The 16,132-nt window shown below is 27.8% G+C and carries 17 protein-coding genes and 1 pseudogene; all 18 read right to left on the bottom strand.

All coding sequences use genetic code 11. The features are described from left to right. Position 1: 1 nt before the first annotated feature. The 18 genes and pseudogenes from ANHYDRO_RS02805 to ANHYDRO_RS02725 all read right to left on the bottom strand — a co-directional run bounded on the left by ANHYDRO_RS02805 (position 2) and on the right by ANHYDRO_RS02725 (position 16,132). A complete protein-coding gene (locus tag ANHYDRO_RS02805; protein WP_004813215.1) occupies positions 2–1,375 on the bottom strand; it encodes a V-type ATP synthase subunit B in 1,374 nt (457 codons plus the stop codon). Beyond that, positions 1,372–3,123, bottom strand: a complete 1,752-nt coding sequence (locus tag ANHYDRO_RS02800; protein ID WP_039913878.1) for a V-type ATP synthase subunit A — start codon at positions 3,121–3,123, stop codon at positions 1,372–1,374. The genes ANHYDRO_RS02805 and ANHYDRO_RS02800 overlap by 4 nt, the downstream gene beginning before the upstream one ends. Further along, on the bottom strand, positions 3,107–3,727 hold the full coding sequence (locus ANHYDRO_RS02795) for a hypothetical protein (RefSeq protein WP_004813210.1): 621 nt from the start codon (positions 3,725–3,727) through the stop codon (positions 3,107–3,109). Before ANHYDRO_RS02795 ends, ANHYDRO_RS02800 begins: the two co-directional genes overlap by 17 nt. A gap of 14 nt (positions 3,728–3,741) precedes the next feature. Next, positions 3,742–3,978 (bottom strand): V-type ATP synthase subunit F, encoded by a 237-nt coding sequence (locus tag ANHYDRO_RS02790; protein ID WP_004813208.1) that lies wholly within the window; start codon positions 3,976–3,978, stop codon positions 3,742–3,744. Between the two features lies 1 nt (position 3,979). Continuing rightward, a complete protein-coding gene (locus ANHYDRO_RS02785; RefSeq protein WP_039913936.1) occupies positions 3,980–4,405 on the bottom strand; it encodes an ATP synthase subunit C in 426 nt (141 codons plus the stop codon). Positions 4,406–4,415: 10 nt separating this feature from the next. After that, positions 4,416–5,830 (bottom strand): annotated as a pseudogene (locus tag ANHYDRO_RS02780) (V-type ATP synthase subunit I). Positions 5,831–5,975: 145 nt separating this feature from the next. Beyond that, positions 5,976–6,719, bottom strand: a complete 744-nt coding sequence (locus ANHYDRO_RS02775; RefSeq protein ID WP_004813201.1) for a V-type ATP synthase subunit I domain-containing protein — start codon at positions 6,717–6,719, stop codon at positions 5,976–5,978. Between the two features lie 4 nt (positions 6,720–6,723). Beyond that, a complete protein-coding gene (locus ANHYDRO_RS02770; protein WP_004813199.1) occupies positions 6,724–7,701 on the bottom strand; it encodes a V0D/AC39 family V-type ATPase subunit in 978 nt (325 codons plus the stop codon). Positions 7,702–7,721: 20 nt separating this feature from the next. Then, entirely contained in the window at positions 7,722–9,074 is a 1,353-nt protein-coding gene (gene miaB, locus ANHYDRO_RS02765) for a tRNA (N6-isopentenyl adenosine(37)-C2)-methylthiotransferase MiaB (protein ID WP_004813197.1), read from the bottom strand. A gap of 70 nt (positions 9,075–9,144) precedes the next feature. Continuing rightward, a complete protein-coding gene (locus ANHYDRO_RS02760; RefSeq protein WP_004813195.1) occupies positions 9,145–11,223 on the bottom strand; it encodes a bifunctional 4-hydroxy-3-methylbut-2-enyl diphosphate reductase/30S ribosomal protein S1 in 2,079 nt (692 codons plus the stop codon). A gap of 1 nt (position 11,224) precedes the next feature. Continuing rightward, positions 11,225–11,815, bottom strand: coding sequence for a lysophospholipid acyltransferase family protein (locus tag ANHYDRO_RS02755; RefSeq protein WP_004813192.1), 591 nt, complete (start codon positions 11,813–11,815; stop codon positions 11,225–11,227). Next, positions 11,805–12,455: a (d)CMP kinase gene (cmk, locus tag ANHYDRO_RS02750; protein ID WP_004813190.1), complete on the bottom strand. Its 651-nt coding sequence runs from the start codon at positions 12,453–12,455 to the stop codon at positions 11,805–11,807. Before cmk ends, ANHYDRO_RS02755 begins: the two co-directional genes overlap by 11 nt. Next, on the bottom strand, positions 12,448–13,527 hold the full coding sequence (locus tag ANHYDRO_RS02745) for a BaiN/RdsA family NAD(P)/FAD-dependent oxidoreductase (RefSeq protein ID WP_392389393.1): 1,080 nt from the start codon (positions 13,525–13,527) through the stop codon (positions 12,448–12,450). Before ANHYDRO_RS02745 ends, cmk begins: the two co-directional genes overlap by 8 nt. A 38-nt stretch (positions 13,528–13,565) precedes the next feature. Beyond that, positions 13,566–13,670 carry an FAD-binding protein gene (locus ANHYDRO_RS11420; protein WP_392389392.1) on the bottom strand — a complete coding sequence of 35 codons (105 nt, stop codon included), beginning with the start codon at positions 13,668–13,670 and terminating at the stop codon, positions 13,566–13,568. A gap of 5 nt (positions 13,671–13,675) precedes the next feature. Beyond that, complete coding sequence (locus ANHYDRO_RS02740) at positions 13,676–14,371, bottom strand: pseudouridine synthase (RefSeq protein ID WP_004813185.1); 696 nt, start codon at positions 14,369–14,371, stop codon at positions 13,676–13,678. Further along, positions 14,358–14,897: an SMC-Scp complex subunit ScpB gene (scpB, locus tag ANHYDRO_RS02735; RefSeq protein ID WP_004813184.1), complete on the bottom strand. Its 540-nt coding sequence runs from the start codon at positions 14,895–14,897 to the stop codon at positions 14,358–14,360. The genes ANHYDRO_RS02740 and scpB overlap by 14 nt, the downstream gene beginning before the upstream one ends. Continuing rightward, complete coding sequence (locus ANHYDRO_RS02730) at positions 14,890–15,603, bottom strand: segregation and condensation protein A (protein WP_039913935.1); 714 nt, start codon at positions 15,601–15,603, stop codon at positions 14,890–14,892. Before ANHYDRO_RS02730 ends, scpB begins: the two co-directional genes overlap by 8 nt. Continuing rightward, positions 15,593–16,132 (bottom strand): NUDIX hydrolase, encoded by a 540-nt coding sequence (locus tag ANHYDRO_RS02725; RefSeq protein ID WP_004813181.1) that lies wholly within the window; start codon positions 16,130–16,132, stop codon positions 15,593–15,595. Before ANHYDRO_RS02725 ends, ANHYDRO_RS02730 begins: the two co-directional genes overlap by 11 nt.

The raw sequence follows: 16,132 nt of genomic DNA, 5'->3' as shown, positions 1-16,132 counted from the left end.
CTCAGTCATTTTTATCACCCAAGAATTTTTCTTTGTTTTCTGGACTTACCCTATGAATTTCTTCGATTGGTAAAATTTTCAAAATATTCCATCCTAAATCTAAAGATTGTTCAAGACTTCTATTCTCATAAGGATCTTGACTTAAAAACCTACTTTCAAATTCTTTACCAAAATTTAAGTATGCCTTGTCAACATCGGATAAATCATCTTCACCTACAATTTGTGAAATATTTCTAATTTCTTGAACTTTTGAATAAGATTCATAAAGTTGGTTCATAAGATCTTCATGATCTTTTCTTGTATATCCTTCACCAATTCCGTCCTTCATAAGTCTTGATAAAGATGGCAAAACATTAATTGGTGGATAAATTCCTTTTTGGTCAAGCATCCTATCAATTACAATTTGTCCTTCTGTGATATATCCAGTTAAATCAGGAATAGGATGAGTTATATCATCGTTTGGCATGGTTAAAATAGGAATTAAGGTAACTGATCCATTAACTCCTTCAATCATACCAGCTCTTTCATATAAACTTGCAAGATCTGAATATAAATATCCAGGATATCCTTTACGAGAAGGAACTTCTTGTCTAATTGAAGAAACTTCACGAAGAGCTTCTGCGTAAGAAGTTATATCAGTAATTATTACCAAAACATGTTTATTTTTTTCAAAGGCCAAATATTCGGCAGCTGTTAGTGCACATTTAGGTGTTATTAATCTTTCCATAATTGGATCATCAGCCAAATTTTCATACATTACAACCTTATCTTTAACACCGGCCTTTGTGAAGGCATCTTCAAAAAACATAGCTTCATCTTTTTTAATTCCCATTGCTGCAAAAACAAAGCAAAAATCTTCATTAGTTTTTAATTTTGCCTGTCTAACAATTTGAGCTGCAATTTCATTGTGTGGCATACCAGATCCAGAAAAAATTGGTAATTTTTGACCACGAATAAGAGTTGTTAAAATATCGATAGATGAAATACCTGTTTGGATAAAGTTTCTTGGATACTCTCTTGCAACAGGATTTAGCGGATTTCCTTCAACTGAATAAAATTTATCAGAATAAATTTCTCCACCATCATCTATTGGTCTTGCTATACCGTTAAAAGTTCTTCCTAAAATAGATTCATTTAAAGGAATTTCCAATGGTTTTTCTTCAAATTCTACAACTATATCATTTAAAGAAAAATCTTGGGTGTTTCCAAAAACTTCTACAGTTACAGTCTCATCATCAATCTTTACAACTTGACCAATAAAATTTTGACCCAAAGTGTTTATTTTTACAACAGCGTTATAGGCAATATCTTCAACTTTTTCAAGTTCAATAATTGATGCTTCTATTTTTTTAATCCTTGTATATTGCTTTCTCATTCTTCACCTTCTTCTAAAGTTTGAAAATATGAGCGAATATTATTATTTAATTCAACAAATTTTTCAAGTTCATCATTTTTAATATCATATTTCATGGAATTAATTTTTGCTATTAAGCCTTTATTATAAATTTTATTATAGGAAATTCCCTTATCAATAGCTGTGTTTGAAAGTTTATAGTAATTTTTTATAACCTTAAGCATTTGAATTTGTTTATCAAGTGGAACATACTTATCTATATCGTTAAAGGCATTTTGTTGCAAAAATGCAATTTTTAACATACTTGCTACATCTAAAAGATTTTTTTGTTTATTTGATAAAGAATCTTTACCAACTAACATTACAATAGATTGTAGTTTTTCTTCTTCTGTCAAAATTTCCATCATGCTATTTCTTAACAAAACAATATCTTCACCTGTTAAGTCTTCATAATAGCCTGCCATTTGATTTAAATAATTTGAATAAGATGTTAACCAGTTTATAGCAGGATAATGTCTAGAATAAGCAAGGTTTTTATCAAGACCCAAAAATACATTTACACTCCTTCTTGTATTTTCAGTTACAGGTTCTGAAAAATCCCCTCCTGTTGGAGATACTGCTCCAATTAATGTTACAGACCCATGACTTCCATTTAAGTTATCAAAATCCCCAGCTCTTTCGTAAAATTGTGAAAGTCTTGAACCAAGATAAGCTGGATATCCTTCTTCAGCTGGAATCTCTTCAAGTCTTGCAGATATTTCTCTCAAGGCTTCTGCCCACCTTGAAGTAGAATCTGCCATTAAGGCTACATCATAGCCCATATCTCTAAAATATTCTGCCATAGTTATTCCTGTATAAATACTAGCTTCTCTTGCTGCTACTGGCATATTAGAAGTATTAGCTATTAGAATAGTCCTCTCCATTAGACCTCTTCCAGTATTTGGATCAATTAAATCTGGAAAATCTTCTAGAACTTGGGTCATTTCGTTTCCACGTTCTCCACAGCCTATATAAATAATTATATCTGCATTTGAATATTGGGCTAATTGGTGTTGAAGCATTGTCTTTCCTGTTCCAAAACCACCGGGAATAGCAACAGTTCCACCCTTTGCTATTGGAAAGAAAATATCTAATACTCTTTGACCTGTTAACAAAAGTTCACTTAATGGTTTAGATCTTTTTATAGGTCTTTGAACTCTTACTGGCCAATATTGGTAAAGTTTTAAATTTTCTATGCCATTATCTGTTTTCACCTTAACAACTGTATCTTCTAATTTAAATTCTCCATCTTTTTCAACTTCTATTACTTCTCCATCAACAGTTGACATTAACCTATGTTCAATAACTGATGTTTCATCTATTGTGGCATAAATTTGACCTACTTTAATTTTATCTCCATTTTTAACTTTGATTTTAACATCCCAGTTTCTTTCTTCATCTAGGTTTGAAAGTCCAAGTCCAGATGGAATAAAAGATCCGTGCTTGGCCTTGATCTTATCAAGAGGTCTTTGGATACCATCAAACATATTCCCAATCATTCCTGGTCCAAGTCTAACTGATAAGGCCCTGTTTGTTTTTATTATTTCATCATTAACTTTTAAACCAGATGTATCTTCATAAACTTGGATTGTAGCAAGATCTCCATCAATAGATACAACTTCACCAATTAGTTTTAAATCGCCAACTGTAACCATCTCTCTAATTTTTAAAGATGATGCATTTCTCGCTTGAATTACAGGTCCATTTATAGATTTAATTGTTGGAGTCATTTTCATCCTCCATTTCCTTTTCATATTCATCAGAAATTATTTTATAAAATTTACTTCCGATTTCGTATTTATAGTTTTCTAATTTTTTTTCTAAAGAATAATCATATTGATAGGTTAAATCCTTGCTTTTTATTACAAAGCCTCCAATTTTTGAATCATCTATAATATCAGTGTCAAAGTCAAACAGATCTTGATCAGATCTTTTTACACATAAAATTAAATCTTGATTATCCTCTGATAGTTTTTTAAAAACTTTACTTGCTTCACTTTTTAGTTTTTCTTTATATTGTTCACTTTTGCTATATTCAATTAATTCATCTTTGATTTCATCAATTAATTGATTTAACAAAGATTCCTTAAACTTATTATATGAAGTTTTTTTATGTTGAGATATATTTGCTATTTTTTCATTCTTTCTAGAATTAGCAAATTCTTTTCTCTTTTCTATATATTTCCTATAGTTTTTATCTAAACGATCTTTCATTTCATTTAAAGTTTTAGAAGATGAATCTGTAGATTCATATAATTCTTTTTCACTTTTTCTTTTTTCATTTGACCAGACCATTTTTCTAAAACTAGAAATTTTTGCACTTAAATCTAGCATTTAAGTCTCCTTTACTAATCTAAAACTACTACTAAAGGAGTAGCGTTATCTACCCTATAATCTTCAACTTCTTTTTTTATTTTTTCATAACAAAATTTAGAAAAAATAATTAAGGCCAAATCTTTTTCTTTGGCAAGTTTTTGAAAATTTTCAGATATTTCATTTTCTTTTTCTACAATGACACCTTCGATACCTCCAAGCCTAAAGCCTAGAAGTAAAGACATATCATTTGTTATAATTTTTGCTTTCATTTTAAGCAAATAAAATCATTATTGAAATAATTACACCAAAGATTGCAATACCTTCAGCAAGTCCTACGAAAATTATTGTTCTACCAAGAATTGACGCATCTTCTGAAATTGCACCTAAAGCTGCTGATCCTACTTGACCAACTGCATATCCTGTTCCTATTGTTGCAAGTCCTGTTGAAAGTGCTGCACCAATATATTTTAAACCATTTCCGGCATCACTGGCAGATCCTGCTGCTGCAGCTTTTACACCATTTGGTAAAACTAAAACTAATATCATAACCATTATTGGAACAAATGTTGATAAATTAATCTTTAATGCTTTTCTTATTTTATCTTTTGACGCATCTTCGTTATTTTTTAATAGGTATAAACCTGAATAAATTGTCATTACTACACAAGCTAATGCTAATATTGAAACTAAAATCATTTTTTTCTCCTTATAATTTACTAATTGGACTAAATTTTTGTCCATCACCCTTGTAATATTTACTAAACATTTCGTAAAATTCCAGTCTTAAACCTTGAATAAATACGATCATACCTTCAAGACCTATAATTAAAATATTTCCTAAGATTAAAATTATTATCCCAATAAATCCACCACCTACAAGTTTGCTCATTACTTCAAATGCCATATATAAGCCTACGTGGTTTATGGCAAATGCTCCAACTCTTGTAAAAGATACAAGATTTGAAAATACAGATAGTAGAGCCTCTATAATTGAAAAGGAACTCTCTATATAATAATCAGAACTTGACTGGTCATATATTGGATAAATATCTAATAATTTTCTTGAAATAGGTTGTTTAAATACCATCATTACTATTGATAAAATTAATAATATAATTGAAACTGTCATTGGCATAGGATTAACTTTGACTATATTTAAAATTATTAAGATAAATGAAATCATCATCAATAATCCTGCAAATCCTTCTTTGCCAAATACACCTTCTTCAAAATCTTTTTGCTTGTGAAGCTTATTGTAAATTCCTAAAATATAGGCTATTATCATCAATATTACACCAAAAGCAACAGATGCTATCAAAACTTTAATTATATTATCAAAAGGCTTAATTAAAATTGTTGGAATCAAATCTTCTATACCAAAAACAGAACCATACATCAAGCCAAAAAACGATGCTGAAAAACCAATTCTTCTAATTAATTGACCGAAAATTTTACTTTTCTTTTCTATCAAAAAACTAGCTAAAACAAATACTAATCCTTGGCCCAAATCTCCAAACATCATTCCGTATAAGAGCATATAAGTTATAGCAAAAAACCCTGTTGGATCTATTTCGTTATAATTTGGTGCTCCATACATATTTACCAAGAATTCAAAAGGCCTAGTTATTTTATTATTTTTTAACTTTGTAGGTGGATTAGCTATTGTTTGGCTATTTTTTTTTTGGTCGACTAAGCTATCTTCATACTTGTCGACTGTATCTTTAACTAATTGTATTTTAGACTCTGGGACCCACCCTGATAAATAAAAATATTTTCGACCCTTTAACATTTTATCCTTAAGCTTTGATGATTTTTTATAAAAATCTATGGTTTTAGGTAAATTTTTAAGATCATCGATATTATCATCTTTTATTTTTTTAAGTTTATTGTCTATTTCTTTAAGTTTAGACTTATTATCTTCATATTCTTTTTTATTTCATCAATACTTTTGCCATCTGGTATATCCTTGTCAATAAAGCCAAGCGAAGATATAGTCCTATTTACTTCATCTTCTACACTTTTTGGATAAACTAATAGATAATCTTCATTTCCACTTTCTATAGATTGGTCACGATTATTTCTTGACCTATCTTTAAAGCCAAATTTTTCTAATAAATTCATAAAACCTCCTTTCTTTATTATTCAATAATTTTTTTGAAAAATTCCTTAACTAAGTTTTCTTTCTTAGCCTTAAATACTTTTTCACTTTCTACTTTTTGCTTTTCATAGAAACTTTCAATTTCTTTATTCTTATAATCTGCCTCTTTTAATATATCATCATAGAATTTATTAGCATCTTCTTTTGTTTTTTATCGTAATCTTTTGACAATTCTAAGCTTACTTTATTTACATTATCTTTTTCATTTTTTATGATATTATCTGTATCTTTTCTTAGCTTAGAAGTTTCATCATCTATGCTATAAATACTTTTTAAGGCCTCTTTATTTTTTTCTATATCAGGGTCATTTTTTTGTAAATGAATAATTAGTGATGGGATTGATTCATAGTTATTTTTTAAGATAAATCTTCCATCTTTACTAACTTCTCCAAGCCTATAATCGAAATAATTTAAGCTTGTTATTTTATTTATATCAATTTCTTCATTTTCAAGAGCTTGCAAATTGTTTAAATACTCTTCAAGTTTGTCATTTCTTTCTTCTAAAGCTTTTTTCTTTTCAATATTCTCTTCAAATATTTCTAGCAAATTTTTAAGTTTTTCATCATTAATTCTTCTGCCGCCCTTAGAATCATCTAAATTTAGAAAATCTTTTATATCTTCAAGTTTATTTATAAATGAAGTATCTACTTTATCAAAACTTTCAAGATCATTAAAGTCCTCAGTTTTTTCAATATTTTCTTCACTTGCTCTAATCGAAAATTCTCTGTTTTGTATTTGTCTAAAAGCATCAACTTGGTCAAATTCATCAATATCTATTAAATCTTCTAAAAAATCATCAAGATTATCTAGCCTTGCCATAATATTAACCAAGTGCATTTTTTCGACAGCCATATTATCACCTCTTTATTATATAATGTTTCTTTTCATCCTTATCAAATGTTTCATCAAATTCTAATATACTTATAATATTTTTATTTGAAATTGTCATCATATCTACTATATAAATTAAATTTAACAAGTCATATTTAGAACTTGATAATTTCTTTGAATTTTCACTTAACAAATCTTCTTTAGCCTTGTAAAAGTTATAGGTAGAAAGAAATAAGTCTTTATAATTTGTTTTTAAAATCTCATCTTTAAATTTATTAAAATCTAAACTTGATAATTTTTTCAAGTCTTTTGTTCTTAAATATTTACCCCCCTCAATTAAATAATTAAATATTTCATAGTTATTTAGAGAGAAGTTTCTCTTTAACCTATATAACATTTCTATATTAAAAATATCTATTTGCTTACCTACAAAATCTTTTAATTCAAAGCCAATATTCTTTGGTAACTTCTTTGACTCTTCAAGTAATTGTCTATAATATAATTTATTTAAAGAATTTGAAATTAAAAATATAATAGACTTCTTTTCTATGTTTTCATTTAAAAATGGATAAAGAGTCCTATAATACTTACTTGATTTAGACTTTCTTACAAAACTTTCAAAATCATCATCCTTTGAGACATTTATATCATGTGAAAATTTTTCTCTTTTTATAATATCTAAACTGTCATCTAAATGATTGTTAATAATAGCTTGAACTATTAATTGCATAAGTTGTAATTCAAATTTTGAAATATATTTTATGAAAAATTCCTTTTCTTCACCTTTTAAAAATTTCAAAAAAGAATACAAGTCATCGTATAGTTTATTTGAAAGAAAGATTTCTAAATCTTTTTTAGAAGATAAATTAGGTATTTCACTATTATTATTTCTAATTATATCAAACTTTCTTTCCAAACTATCTTCATATAATAAATCTCTACAAGTTTCTTTTTTAGGCAATTTACCAAGTTTAGCTTTTGCTTTAACTACATAAGCCTTCATAGTGCCTTCTTTCTTTTTATTTAAACTAAATGACCAGAAATGGTAAATGATGTGTTATCAGTTATTTTTACTTTTACAATCTGTCCTATTAATTTCTTATCAGCTTCAACATGAACTAGCTTAAAGGTATCTGTCCTTCCAGTAAGTACATTCTTGTTATTTTTACTTTCTGATTCTAATAAAACATCAACAACTTTCCCAACATATTCTTTATTTTTTTCATTAAATACTGGGTATAAGGTATCTAGTAATCTATCAAACCTATCTTGAACTATTTTTTCATCAATCGTCTCAAGTTTTGCTGCTTTTGTTTTTGGTCTTGGTGAATATTTAAATGTAAATGCTGTATCAAAACCAACTTTTCTACAAACATCCAAAGTTTCTTGGAAATCTTCTTCCGTTTCTGTAGGATAGCCTACAATAATATCAGTAGAAATTGCTATATTTGGAATTTCTTCCCTTAATTTTCTAGCCTTTTCTAGATATTGCTCTTTGTTGTATTTTCTATTCATATCTTTAAGAACCTTATCGGAACCTGACTGCATAGGTAGGTGGAAATAATTGCAAATATTATCATTTTCTTTAATTACCCTAATCAAATCATCAGATAAGTCTTTAGGATGGCTTGTTGTAAATCTTAGTCTTTCTAGTCCTTCTATTTGAGCGCATCTTTCTAAAAGTTCTGGAAAAGTTACATTAAAATCAGATTTATTTCCATAAGAATTTACATTTTGCCCAAGTAAGGTTATTTCTTTGTAACCATTATTAACCAAATTTTCTATCTCTTCTATAATATGAGATGGTCTTCTACTTTCTTCTCTTCCTCTTGATTGAGGCACTATACAGTAAGAGCAGAAATTATCGCATCCAGTCATTATATTTACATAAGCTTGGAAATTATTTTTACTGTTGTAATTTACATAATCATCTTTAACATTATCTTCAGATACATCTATAACCCTTTCTCCTGCTTCTAGATATTTAAATAATAAATCTGGTAAGGAATTAATATTTTTTGTACCAAAAATAATATCAACTTCTTTATGTTTTTTCTCAATAACTTCCCTTGCAACACTTGTTTGCATCATGCAGCCTGACACAGCAATTATTTTTTCGGGATTTTCTTCTTTTAATTTTTTTAAACTGCTAACTTGCCCATATAATTTTAGTTCTGCATTTTCTCTTACCAAGCAAGTATTGAATAAAATAAAATCAGCTTCATTTCTATCGTCTGTCAGTGTATAACCTAAATCTTCTAAAATATAAGATATTCTTTCAGAATCATGTTCATTCATCTGGCAACCAAAAGTTGTTATATTATATTTTTTGCCTTTAAAATAATCCTTATACTTTTCATTAATTTTTAATTGCATATATCTCCTTAGAACCAAAAAAGAGATGATTTTACCCATCTCTTTTTGTATAATTGTAATTTATCAAATATTATTCTTCAGTAGAATCTTCGTCTTCTATTTCAATACCTGATAGTACTTCTTCTATAGCAAATCCAATGTTGTTATTTAAATCATTATCACCAAATTCGTTATTTGATTCTTTCTTTTCAGCTCTTCTTTTAGCTTTTGCATTAGATCTGTTTTTGTTTTCTTCGTTATTATTTTTTCTTGGTTTTCTTTCTGTTCTTTCTGGAGCTTCTTTTAAAGCTTTGATAGAAAGACCAATTTTTTCTTCTTCTGGGTCGATGCTTAAGATTTTAACTTCTACTTCGTCACCAACTGTTAGTTCATCTGATGGTTTTTCTACATGTTCCCATGAAATTTCAGAAACGTGGATTAAACCTTCAACACCTTCACTTACTTCTACGAAAGCACCAAAGTCTAATAAGTTAACAACTTTTCCATTTATAACATCACCAACTTCATGATTGTTAGTAAATTCTGCAAATGGTTTTTCTAAAAGTTGTTTTCTTCCTAAAGAAATTCTGTTCTTTTCTTTGTTAAGTTTTAATATTTTAACTTCAATATCATCTCCGATATTTAAAACATCCTTTGGATGTTCTACTCTTGTCCAAGCTATATCTGAAACGTGAAGTAATCCATCAAGACTTCCTATTTCTACGAAAGCACCAAAGTCAGTTAGTCTTGCAACTTTACCTGTGATTACTTGGCCTTCTTCTAATTCATCCCATTGTTCATCAAGTTTTTCTTCAACTATATCTTTTCTTGATAAAACTAGACGATTTTTTCTTTCATCAATTGAAATGATTTTAAGATCCCAATGTTCTCCTACAAATTTTTTGAAGTTTTTAACAAAATATGGTGCAATTTGGCTTGCTGGAACAAAACCGTTGATTCCCATAACTCTTGCTGTTAATCCACCCTTGTTTGATCCAGTAATATCACCTTCTACTGTTTGATCATTTTCAAAAGCTTCTCTTAGGTTTTTCCAATTTTTCATTCCTTCTACTCTTCTAGTAGATAAAGCTACGTTACCTTCGCCATCATCAAGTTTAATTACATAAACTTCGATTTCTTGGCCAACTTCGAAATGATCTTTTGGGTTTTCTTTTTCTTCTTCAGTCATTTCGTCAAGTTTTACGATTCCGTCTGCACGATATTGAATATCTACAAAAACCTCATCATCTTTCACATCAATAATTGTTCCATTTACAACATCTCTTGGATATATTTTTTTCATACTATCTTCAATGCTGTTCATTAATTCTTCATTTGTTAAATCATCCATCCTATTAACTACCTCCTCGATAACCTTATCTGGTGTGGATGCACCAGCGATTACCCCTATTATATTAAAATTTGAGAGCTTTTGCAAAGGTAGATCTTTAACAGTTTCTATTCTTTGAACATTTTTACAATACTTTTGTGCTATTTGATAAAGCTTGTTTGTATTCGAACTATTAAAACCACCAACAACAACCATACAATCAACTTCTTTTGAAAGACTCTTACATGCTTCTTGCCTTAATCTAGTCGCATTGCAGATTGTATTTTCTATTACTACATCATCATTCGTCTTCTCTAACTCATGAGCAATATTCTCAAAAAAATCAATTCTGTTTGTTGTTTGACTAACAACATAAAGTTTTGACATATTTGTAATATTTTTTGCTTCAGTCTCATCTTTTATTATTATACCATCATTTATGTAAGATGCCATAGCTTTTATTTCAGGATGATTTTTATCACCAACAATTACTACCTTATATCCCTCATTTTCTTTCTCTTTTATTTTTTTATATATGTTGATAAGAACAGGGCAAGTTGCATCTATTACATTATTTTGATTTTTTCTTATATTATCTTTTAATTCTTCCCTAACTCCATGGCTTCTTATTACAATTTGGGAATCATTTAATTTTATAACTTCATTTTCATCAATAACTCCAACGCCCTTATCTTCAAGCATTTGAACTTGAGTAGGATTATGGACTAAGGGACCTAGAGTATAAGTTTTTTTATTTTTTTCACTTGCTTTATTTGCAAGGTCTACACTTCTTCTAACTCCATTACAAAATCCAGAATTTTTAGCTACAATTACTTTCATCTTAAACCTTTCTTAGAAATTTATGATTTTCATACATCTTCTCATAAGTTTCATCCATTAATTTTTCCATTGCATCTTTTGATTTATATTTTTTAAAATTTTCAACCTTTACAGGATTTTTTATATATAAGTCTGTTTTGCAAAATGGTTTATAAGAAGAGATAATTTCTATTGTTAATATATCTGTTTTTGATTTAAGTGCAATATATCCTGCCCCATCTTTTATATTTTCTCTTTTTATTTCATTTACTCTAGTTCCTTCAGGAAATATTCCCAAAATTTTTCCTTCTTTTATTAACTTTATAGAATCTCTTAACACACTTAAATCTTTTCCATCTCTTTGGGCAGGTAGGGCTTTTAATTTTTTTAAAATACTTTTTAAAATTGGTATTTCAAATAATTCTTTTTTAGCAATAAAGTGAACCTGTCTGTTTACAGCTAAGGCTACAAAAACAGGGTCAAGTAAAGACTTATGATTTGCACAAATAATATATTTTTGATCTTTTGGTATATTTTCAATACCATGTACTTTTATTCTATAGATAGGCGTTACTATAAGCCTAATCAAAAAATAAATAAACCTATAAAACATCTTCTTTATCCATGTTTTCTATTATCTTATCAATTGTTTGAGAAATTGTTAAATCTGAAGAGTCTATTTCTATTGCATCATCAGCTTTTTTTAAAGGAGAAATTTCCCTATGAGAATCTAAATAATCTCTTTTTTCTATATCTTCTTTAATTTCTTCGAAACTTTTATCTATTTCTTTTTGGTCAAAACGTCTTTTAGCCCTAACGAAGGATGAGGCTGTAAGATAAAATTTATATTTAGCATTTGGAAAAACAACAGTACCAATATCACGTCCATCCAAAATTATTGATTTATTATTTGAAATATTTCTTTGCATTTCCACCAAATATTCCCTAACTTCTGGCATTGATGAAACCCAAGATACATTTTCAGTAACTTCCTTATCTCTTATTTCTTTACTTACATCTTCTCCATTTAAAAATACCTTGTCTTTATTTATATCTATATTTATATTTTCGAGAATATTTTTGTCAAAATCATCAGATTTTTTTATATTATTTTCCAAAAAATAAAGGGTCAGTGCCCTATACATAGAGCCGGTATTTAAATATGAAATTTTTAATTTTTTTGCTAATAAATTTGCAATTGTACTTTTTCCTGATCCACTTGGACCGTCTAAAGCTATTATAAAATTATTCATTAAAACTCCTTAAATCTTCAGCGCAGGCATAGGCTTGCGAAAAGGCAATTTGTAGGTTATATCCGCCTGTTAGAGCATCAACATCTGTTACTTCTCCTACAAAATATAGGCCTGAAACTTTTTTTGATTCCATATTTTTAGGATTTAATTCCTTACAATCAACTCCCCCAGAAGTTACTACTGCATTTTTTACATGGCTTAATCCATTAAACTCTAATTTAAAATGTTTTATTACATCTATTAATTTATATCTTTCATCTTTTGTTATTTGATTTACCTTTTTATGAAAATCTATTTTTGCTCTTTCTAAGATTACTTCTACAAAGGCATTTAGTAAAAGATTTTTTAACACATTTACTATATCCTTGTTTAAATCATTTTCAAAATCTCTAACCAGCCTATTATCAAGCTTTTCAAAATCTAGTGCTGGTTTTAAGTCTATATATAAACCTTTAACTTGGCTTTTATTTATTAATGAAGACATGGTAAGAACTATTGGACCTGTAATAAAATCTTTACCTATAAGCATTTCGCCAAACTCACTAAAATTCATATCTTTTGTTTCAACATTTAATGAAACATTTCTTAAAGAAATTCCATTTAATGAATCTAGGTCCTTATCCTTAAATTTTATTGGACACAAAGCAGGCTTTGTTTCAATAAGATTATGAGAAAATTCTTTGGCAAATTTATATCCATCACCAGTAGATCCAGTTAAAGGATAGGAAAGACCTCCAGTTGCTATAACTAGCTTATCAAAGCTATAAGTATCTTTATTTGTTTTTACTAGAAATTTTCCTTTTTCATCTTTTGTTATTTTCTCTGCTTTTTCGTCTAATTTTAAATCTATATGATTTTTTGTAATTAAATTTTCAAAAAATTTTATTACATCACTTGATTTCTCACTTTTTGGAAATACCCTATCTCCTCTTTGAACTACAAGTTTTAAACCTTTATTTTCTAAATAGTCCATAAGTGCATAGTTATCAAAGTTAGTAAAAGATGAGTACATAAATTTTTTGTTTACAACAATATTATCAAGAAATTCATCAAAAAATTTGGCATTTGTAATATTACACCTGCCCTTTCCTGTTATAAATAATTTTTTACCTATTTGCTTATTTTTTCAATTATGCTTACCTTATTATTTTTGTTTTTAGCATTTATTGCAGTAAATACTCCTGCAGCTCCTGCTCCTATTATTCCTATATCCATATTTCTTATAAACTTTCTAAATACTCTAACTCTTTTTTATTAAGCTTTTTATATTTTCCATCTTCTAGTTTTCCTAGCTCAATTTGTCCAATTTTTATTCTTTTTAAATCTATTACTTTTGATCCAAAGTATAAAAACATCCTTCTTACTTGCCTATTAAATCCTTGATGAATAATAACCTCATATATTTTACTATTTTCATCTATTAAATTTATTTTTGCATCAGATGTCTTTTCATTAACTGATAGTTTTATACCCTTTCTAAAAAGAGCTTCATCGTCTTTATTAAGCAATTTATCAACTTTAACTATATAGGTCTTTTCTATTTTTTTACTTGGATGAATTAATTTATTTGTTATTTTTCCATCATTTGTAATTAACATTAAACCATGGGAGTCCTTATCAAGCCTTCCAGCACAAAAAAATCTATGGTCAATTTTTACTAAACTATTTAAGTCTTTTTTGTTATGAGGATCATAATTTGATGAAATAAAGCCTATAGGTTTGTTTAATTTATAATAAAATTTTTCCTTTATTTCTAAGAGCTTGCCCATAACTTTAACCTGGTCATTTTCCTTAACTTGGTAAGATAAATCATCTAGTTTTTTACCATTTACAAAAACTAAGCCTTTTTTTATATACTCTTCACTTTTTCTTCTTGAAGCAAGCCCTGCTTTTGCTATATATTTATTGATTCTCATCAAACTCTCCCAACACTTCTTGATCAATTTTTGGCAAATCATCAAGAGTCGAAATATTAAAATATTTTAAAAATAAATCAGTTGTGGCATAAATAATTGGTTTTCCAATTTTATCAAGCCTACCATTTTCCTTTATCAACTTTTTTTCAAGTAGATTATCTATTGTTGACTGAGATTTAACCCCTCTTATTTTATCTATTTCTGCCCTTGTTATTGGTTGTTTGTAGGCAATGATTGAAAGAGTTTCTAAGGATGAATTAGATAGTTTTTTATCGGATTTTTTTACAATATTAGATATATATTTTTCGTGTTCAGCCCTTGTAGAAAACTGATACTTATTTTCATATTTTTTTATAAGAAGTCCACTTGATTTTTCATTTCTTTCTGCCATAATTTCATCAAGAGCATTTCTTATTTCAGATTTCTCTGCATCAAAAATTATTTTTGATAAATCATCAATATCTATTGGGTCTCCCCATATATATAAAATTTCTTCAATTATTCCCTTTAAATAATATCTATTCATCTTTTTCCCTTTTTATTATCAAAAATTCATTTATATTTTCCTCTTCCAAATAAATTTCCTTAAGCCTAACTAGCTCAAGGAGAGCCAAAAAAGTTCCGATGCAAGAAGCCTTAGATTTTATTTCATCAATAATTGAATTTAACCTAATTGATGTCGAAAATTTTAATGTATTTCTTATTTTTTTAATATAATCATTTACATCTAGTCTTTTTATTGTCTTAATAAGGTCTGGTTTTTCAATTTTTTCATTTTTGTAGGCCTTAATTAATTTTGTAAATTCATTTTTTAATATATTTACATCTTTACTTATTATTTCATCTTCGTTTTTATATTGGGATAAGTCTTCTTGATATTTAGTATAAAATTTTTTCGATTCTTCTTCCAAAAATTTTAAATCATCCTCAACACTTTTTATCTTTTTATATTCAATTAAATATGAAATAAAATCTTCCTCTATTGTGTCATCTTTTTCTTTTGGCATTAGCTTACTTGATTTTATATACAACAAAATAGAAGATATATAAATAAACTCACTTAATTGTCCAAGAGGTATATCCATTTCTTTGATAGCCTCCATATAAGGGCTTGTTATATCTTCTATTTTAATATCATAAATATCTACTTTTTGTTTTTCTATAAGTTTTAACAAGACATCAAATGGACCTGTGTAAACCTCTAGATCAATATTTAAACTATTATTTTTCATCAATAAATCTTTTTGCATATAAAACTGCAATTATAGTTTTTGCATCAGTAATCTCACCGTTTATAACCATATTATAAACATCATCTACTTTATAAGATTTACTTTCTAAAAATTCATCTTCATCTTCTTCAAGTTTAGACTCTTCTAAATTTTTCGCTAAAAAGAAAGACAATTTATCATTAGTAAATCCAGGAGATGCATGCATATCAAATAAATATTCGATATCTACTGGTTTAAAACCAATTTCTTCTTGCAATTCTCTTTTGGCAGTTTCAATTGGTTTTTCATTCGCTTCAACCAAACCTGCTGGAATTTCTAAGGTGAATTCATCAACTGCTTTTCTATATTGGCGAACCAAATAAATGGAATCTTCTCCATCAAAAGCAATTATTCCTACCCCTTTCATATGGTCAACTATTTCTCTTTTTGAATATTTTTTATCAGACATCTCTACAGTTTCCACCCTTAGGGAAAGAATCTTACCCTCATAAATATTGTCAACTTTTATTGTTTTTTCATAATTATCCAT

The sequence above is a fragment of the Anaerococcus hydrogenalis DSM 7454 genome (assembly GCF_000173355.1).
Taxonomy (GTDB): domain Bacteria; phylum Bacillota; class Clostridia; order Tissierellales; family Peptoniphilaceae; genus Anaerococcus; species Anaerococcus hydrogenalis.
This window is presented reverse-complemented; position numbering and strand designations above follow the sequence as displayed.

Coding starts and splice junctions, on each gene's coding strand:
- ANHYDRO_RS02805 (WP_004813215.1), bottom strand. CDS start 1,375: ATGAGAAAGCAATATACAAGGATTAAAAAAATAGAAGCATCAATTATT.
- ANHYDRO_RS02800 (WP_039913878.1), bottom strand. CDS start 3,123: ATGACTCCAACAATTAAATCTATAAATGGACCTGTAATTCAAGCGAGA.
- ANHYDRO_RS02795 (WP_004813210.1), bottom strand. CDS start 3,727: ATGCTAGATTTAAGTGCAAAAATTTCTAGTTTTAGAAAAATGGTCTGG.
- ANHYDRO_RS02790 (WP_004813208.1), bottom strand. CDS start 3,978: ATGAAAGCAAAAATTATAACAAATGATATGTCTTTACTTCTAGGCTTT.
- ANHYDRO_RS02785 (WP_039913936.1), bottom strand. CDS start 4,405: ATGATTTTAGTTTCAATATTAGCATTAGCTTGTGTAGTAATGACAATT.
- ANHYDRO_RS02775 (WP_004813201.1), bottom strand. CDS start 6,719: ATGGCTGTCGAAAAAATGCACTTGGTTAATATTATGGCAAGGCTAGAT.
- ANHYDRO_RS02770 (WP_004813199.1), bottom strand. CDS start 7,701: ATGAAGGCTTATGTAGTTAAAGCAAAAGCTAAACTTGGTAAATTGCCT.
- miaB (WP_004813197.1), bottom strand. CDS start 9,074: ATGCAATTAAAAATTAATGAAAAGTATAAGGATTATTTTAAAGGCAAA.
- ANHYDRO_RS02760 (WP_004813195.1), bottom strand. CDS start 11,223: ATGAAAGTAATTGTAGCTAAAAATTCTGGATTTTGTAATGGAGTTAGA.
- ANHYDRO_RS02755 (WP_004813192.1), bottom strand. CDS start 11,815: ATGTTTTATAGGTTTATTTATTTTTTGATTAGGCTTATAGTAACGCCT.
- cmk (WP_004813190.1), bottom strand. CDS start 12,455: ATGAATAATTTTATAATAGCTTTAGACGGTCCAAGTGGATCAGGAAAA.
- ANHYDRO_RS11420 (WP_392389392.1), bottom strand. CDS start 13,670: ATGGATATAGGAATAATAGGAGCAGGAGCTGCAGGAGTATTTACTGCA.
- ANHYDRO_RS02740 (WP_004813185.1), bottom strand. CDS start 14,371: ATGAGAATCAATAAATATATAGCAAAAGCAGGGCTTGCTTCAAGAAGA.
- scpB (WP_004813184.1), bottom strand. CDS start 14,897: ATGAATAGATATTATTTAAAGGGAATAATTGAAGAAATTTTATATATA.
- ANHYDRO_RS02730 (WP_039913935.1), bottom strand. CDS start 15,603: ATGAAAAATAATAGTTTAAATATTGATCTAGAGGTTTACACAGGTCCA.
- ANHYDRO_RS02725 (WP_004813181.1), bottom strand. CDS start 16,132: ATGGATAATTATGAAAAAACAATAAAAGTTGACAATATTTATGAGGGT.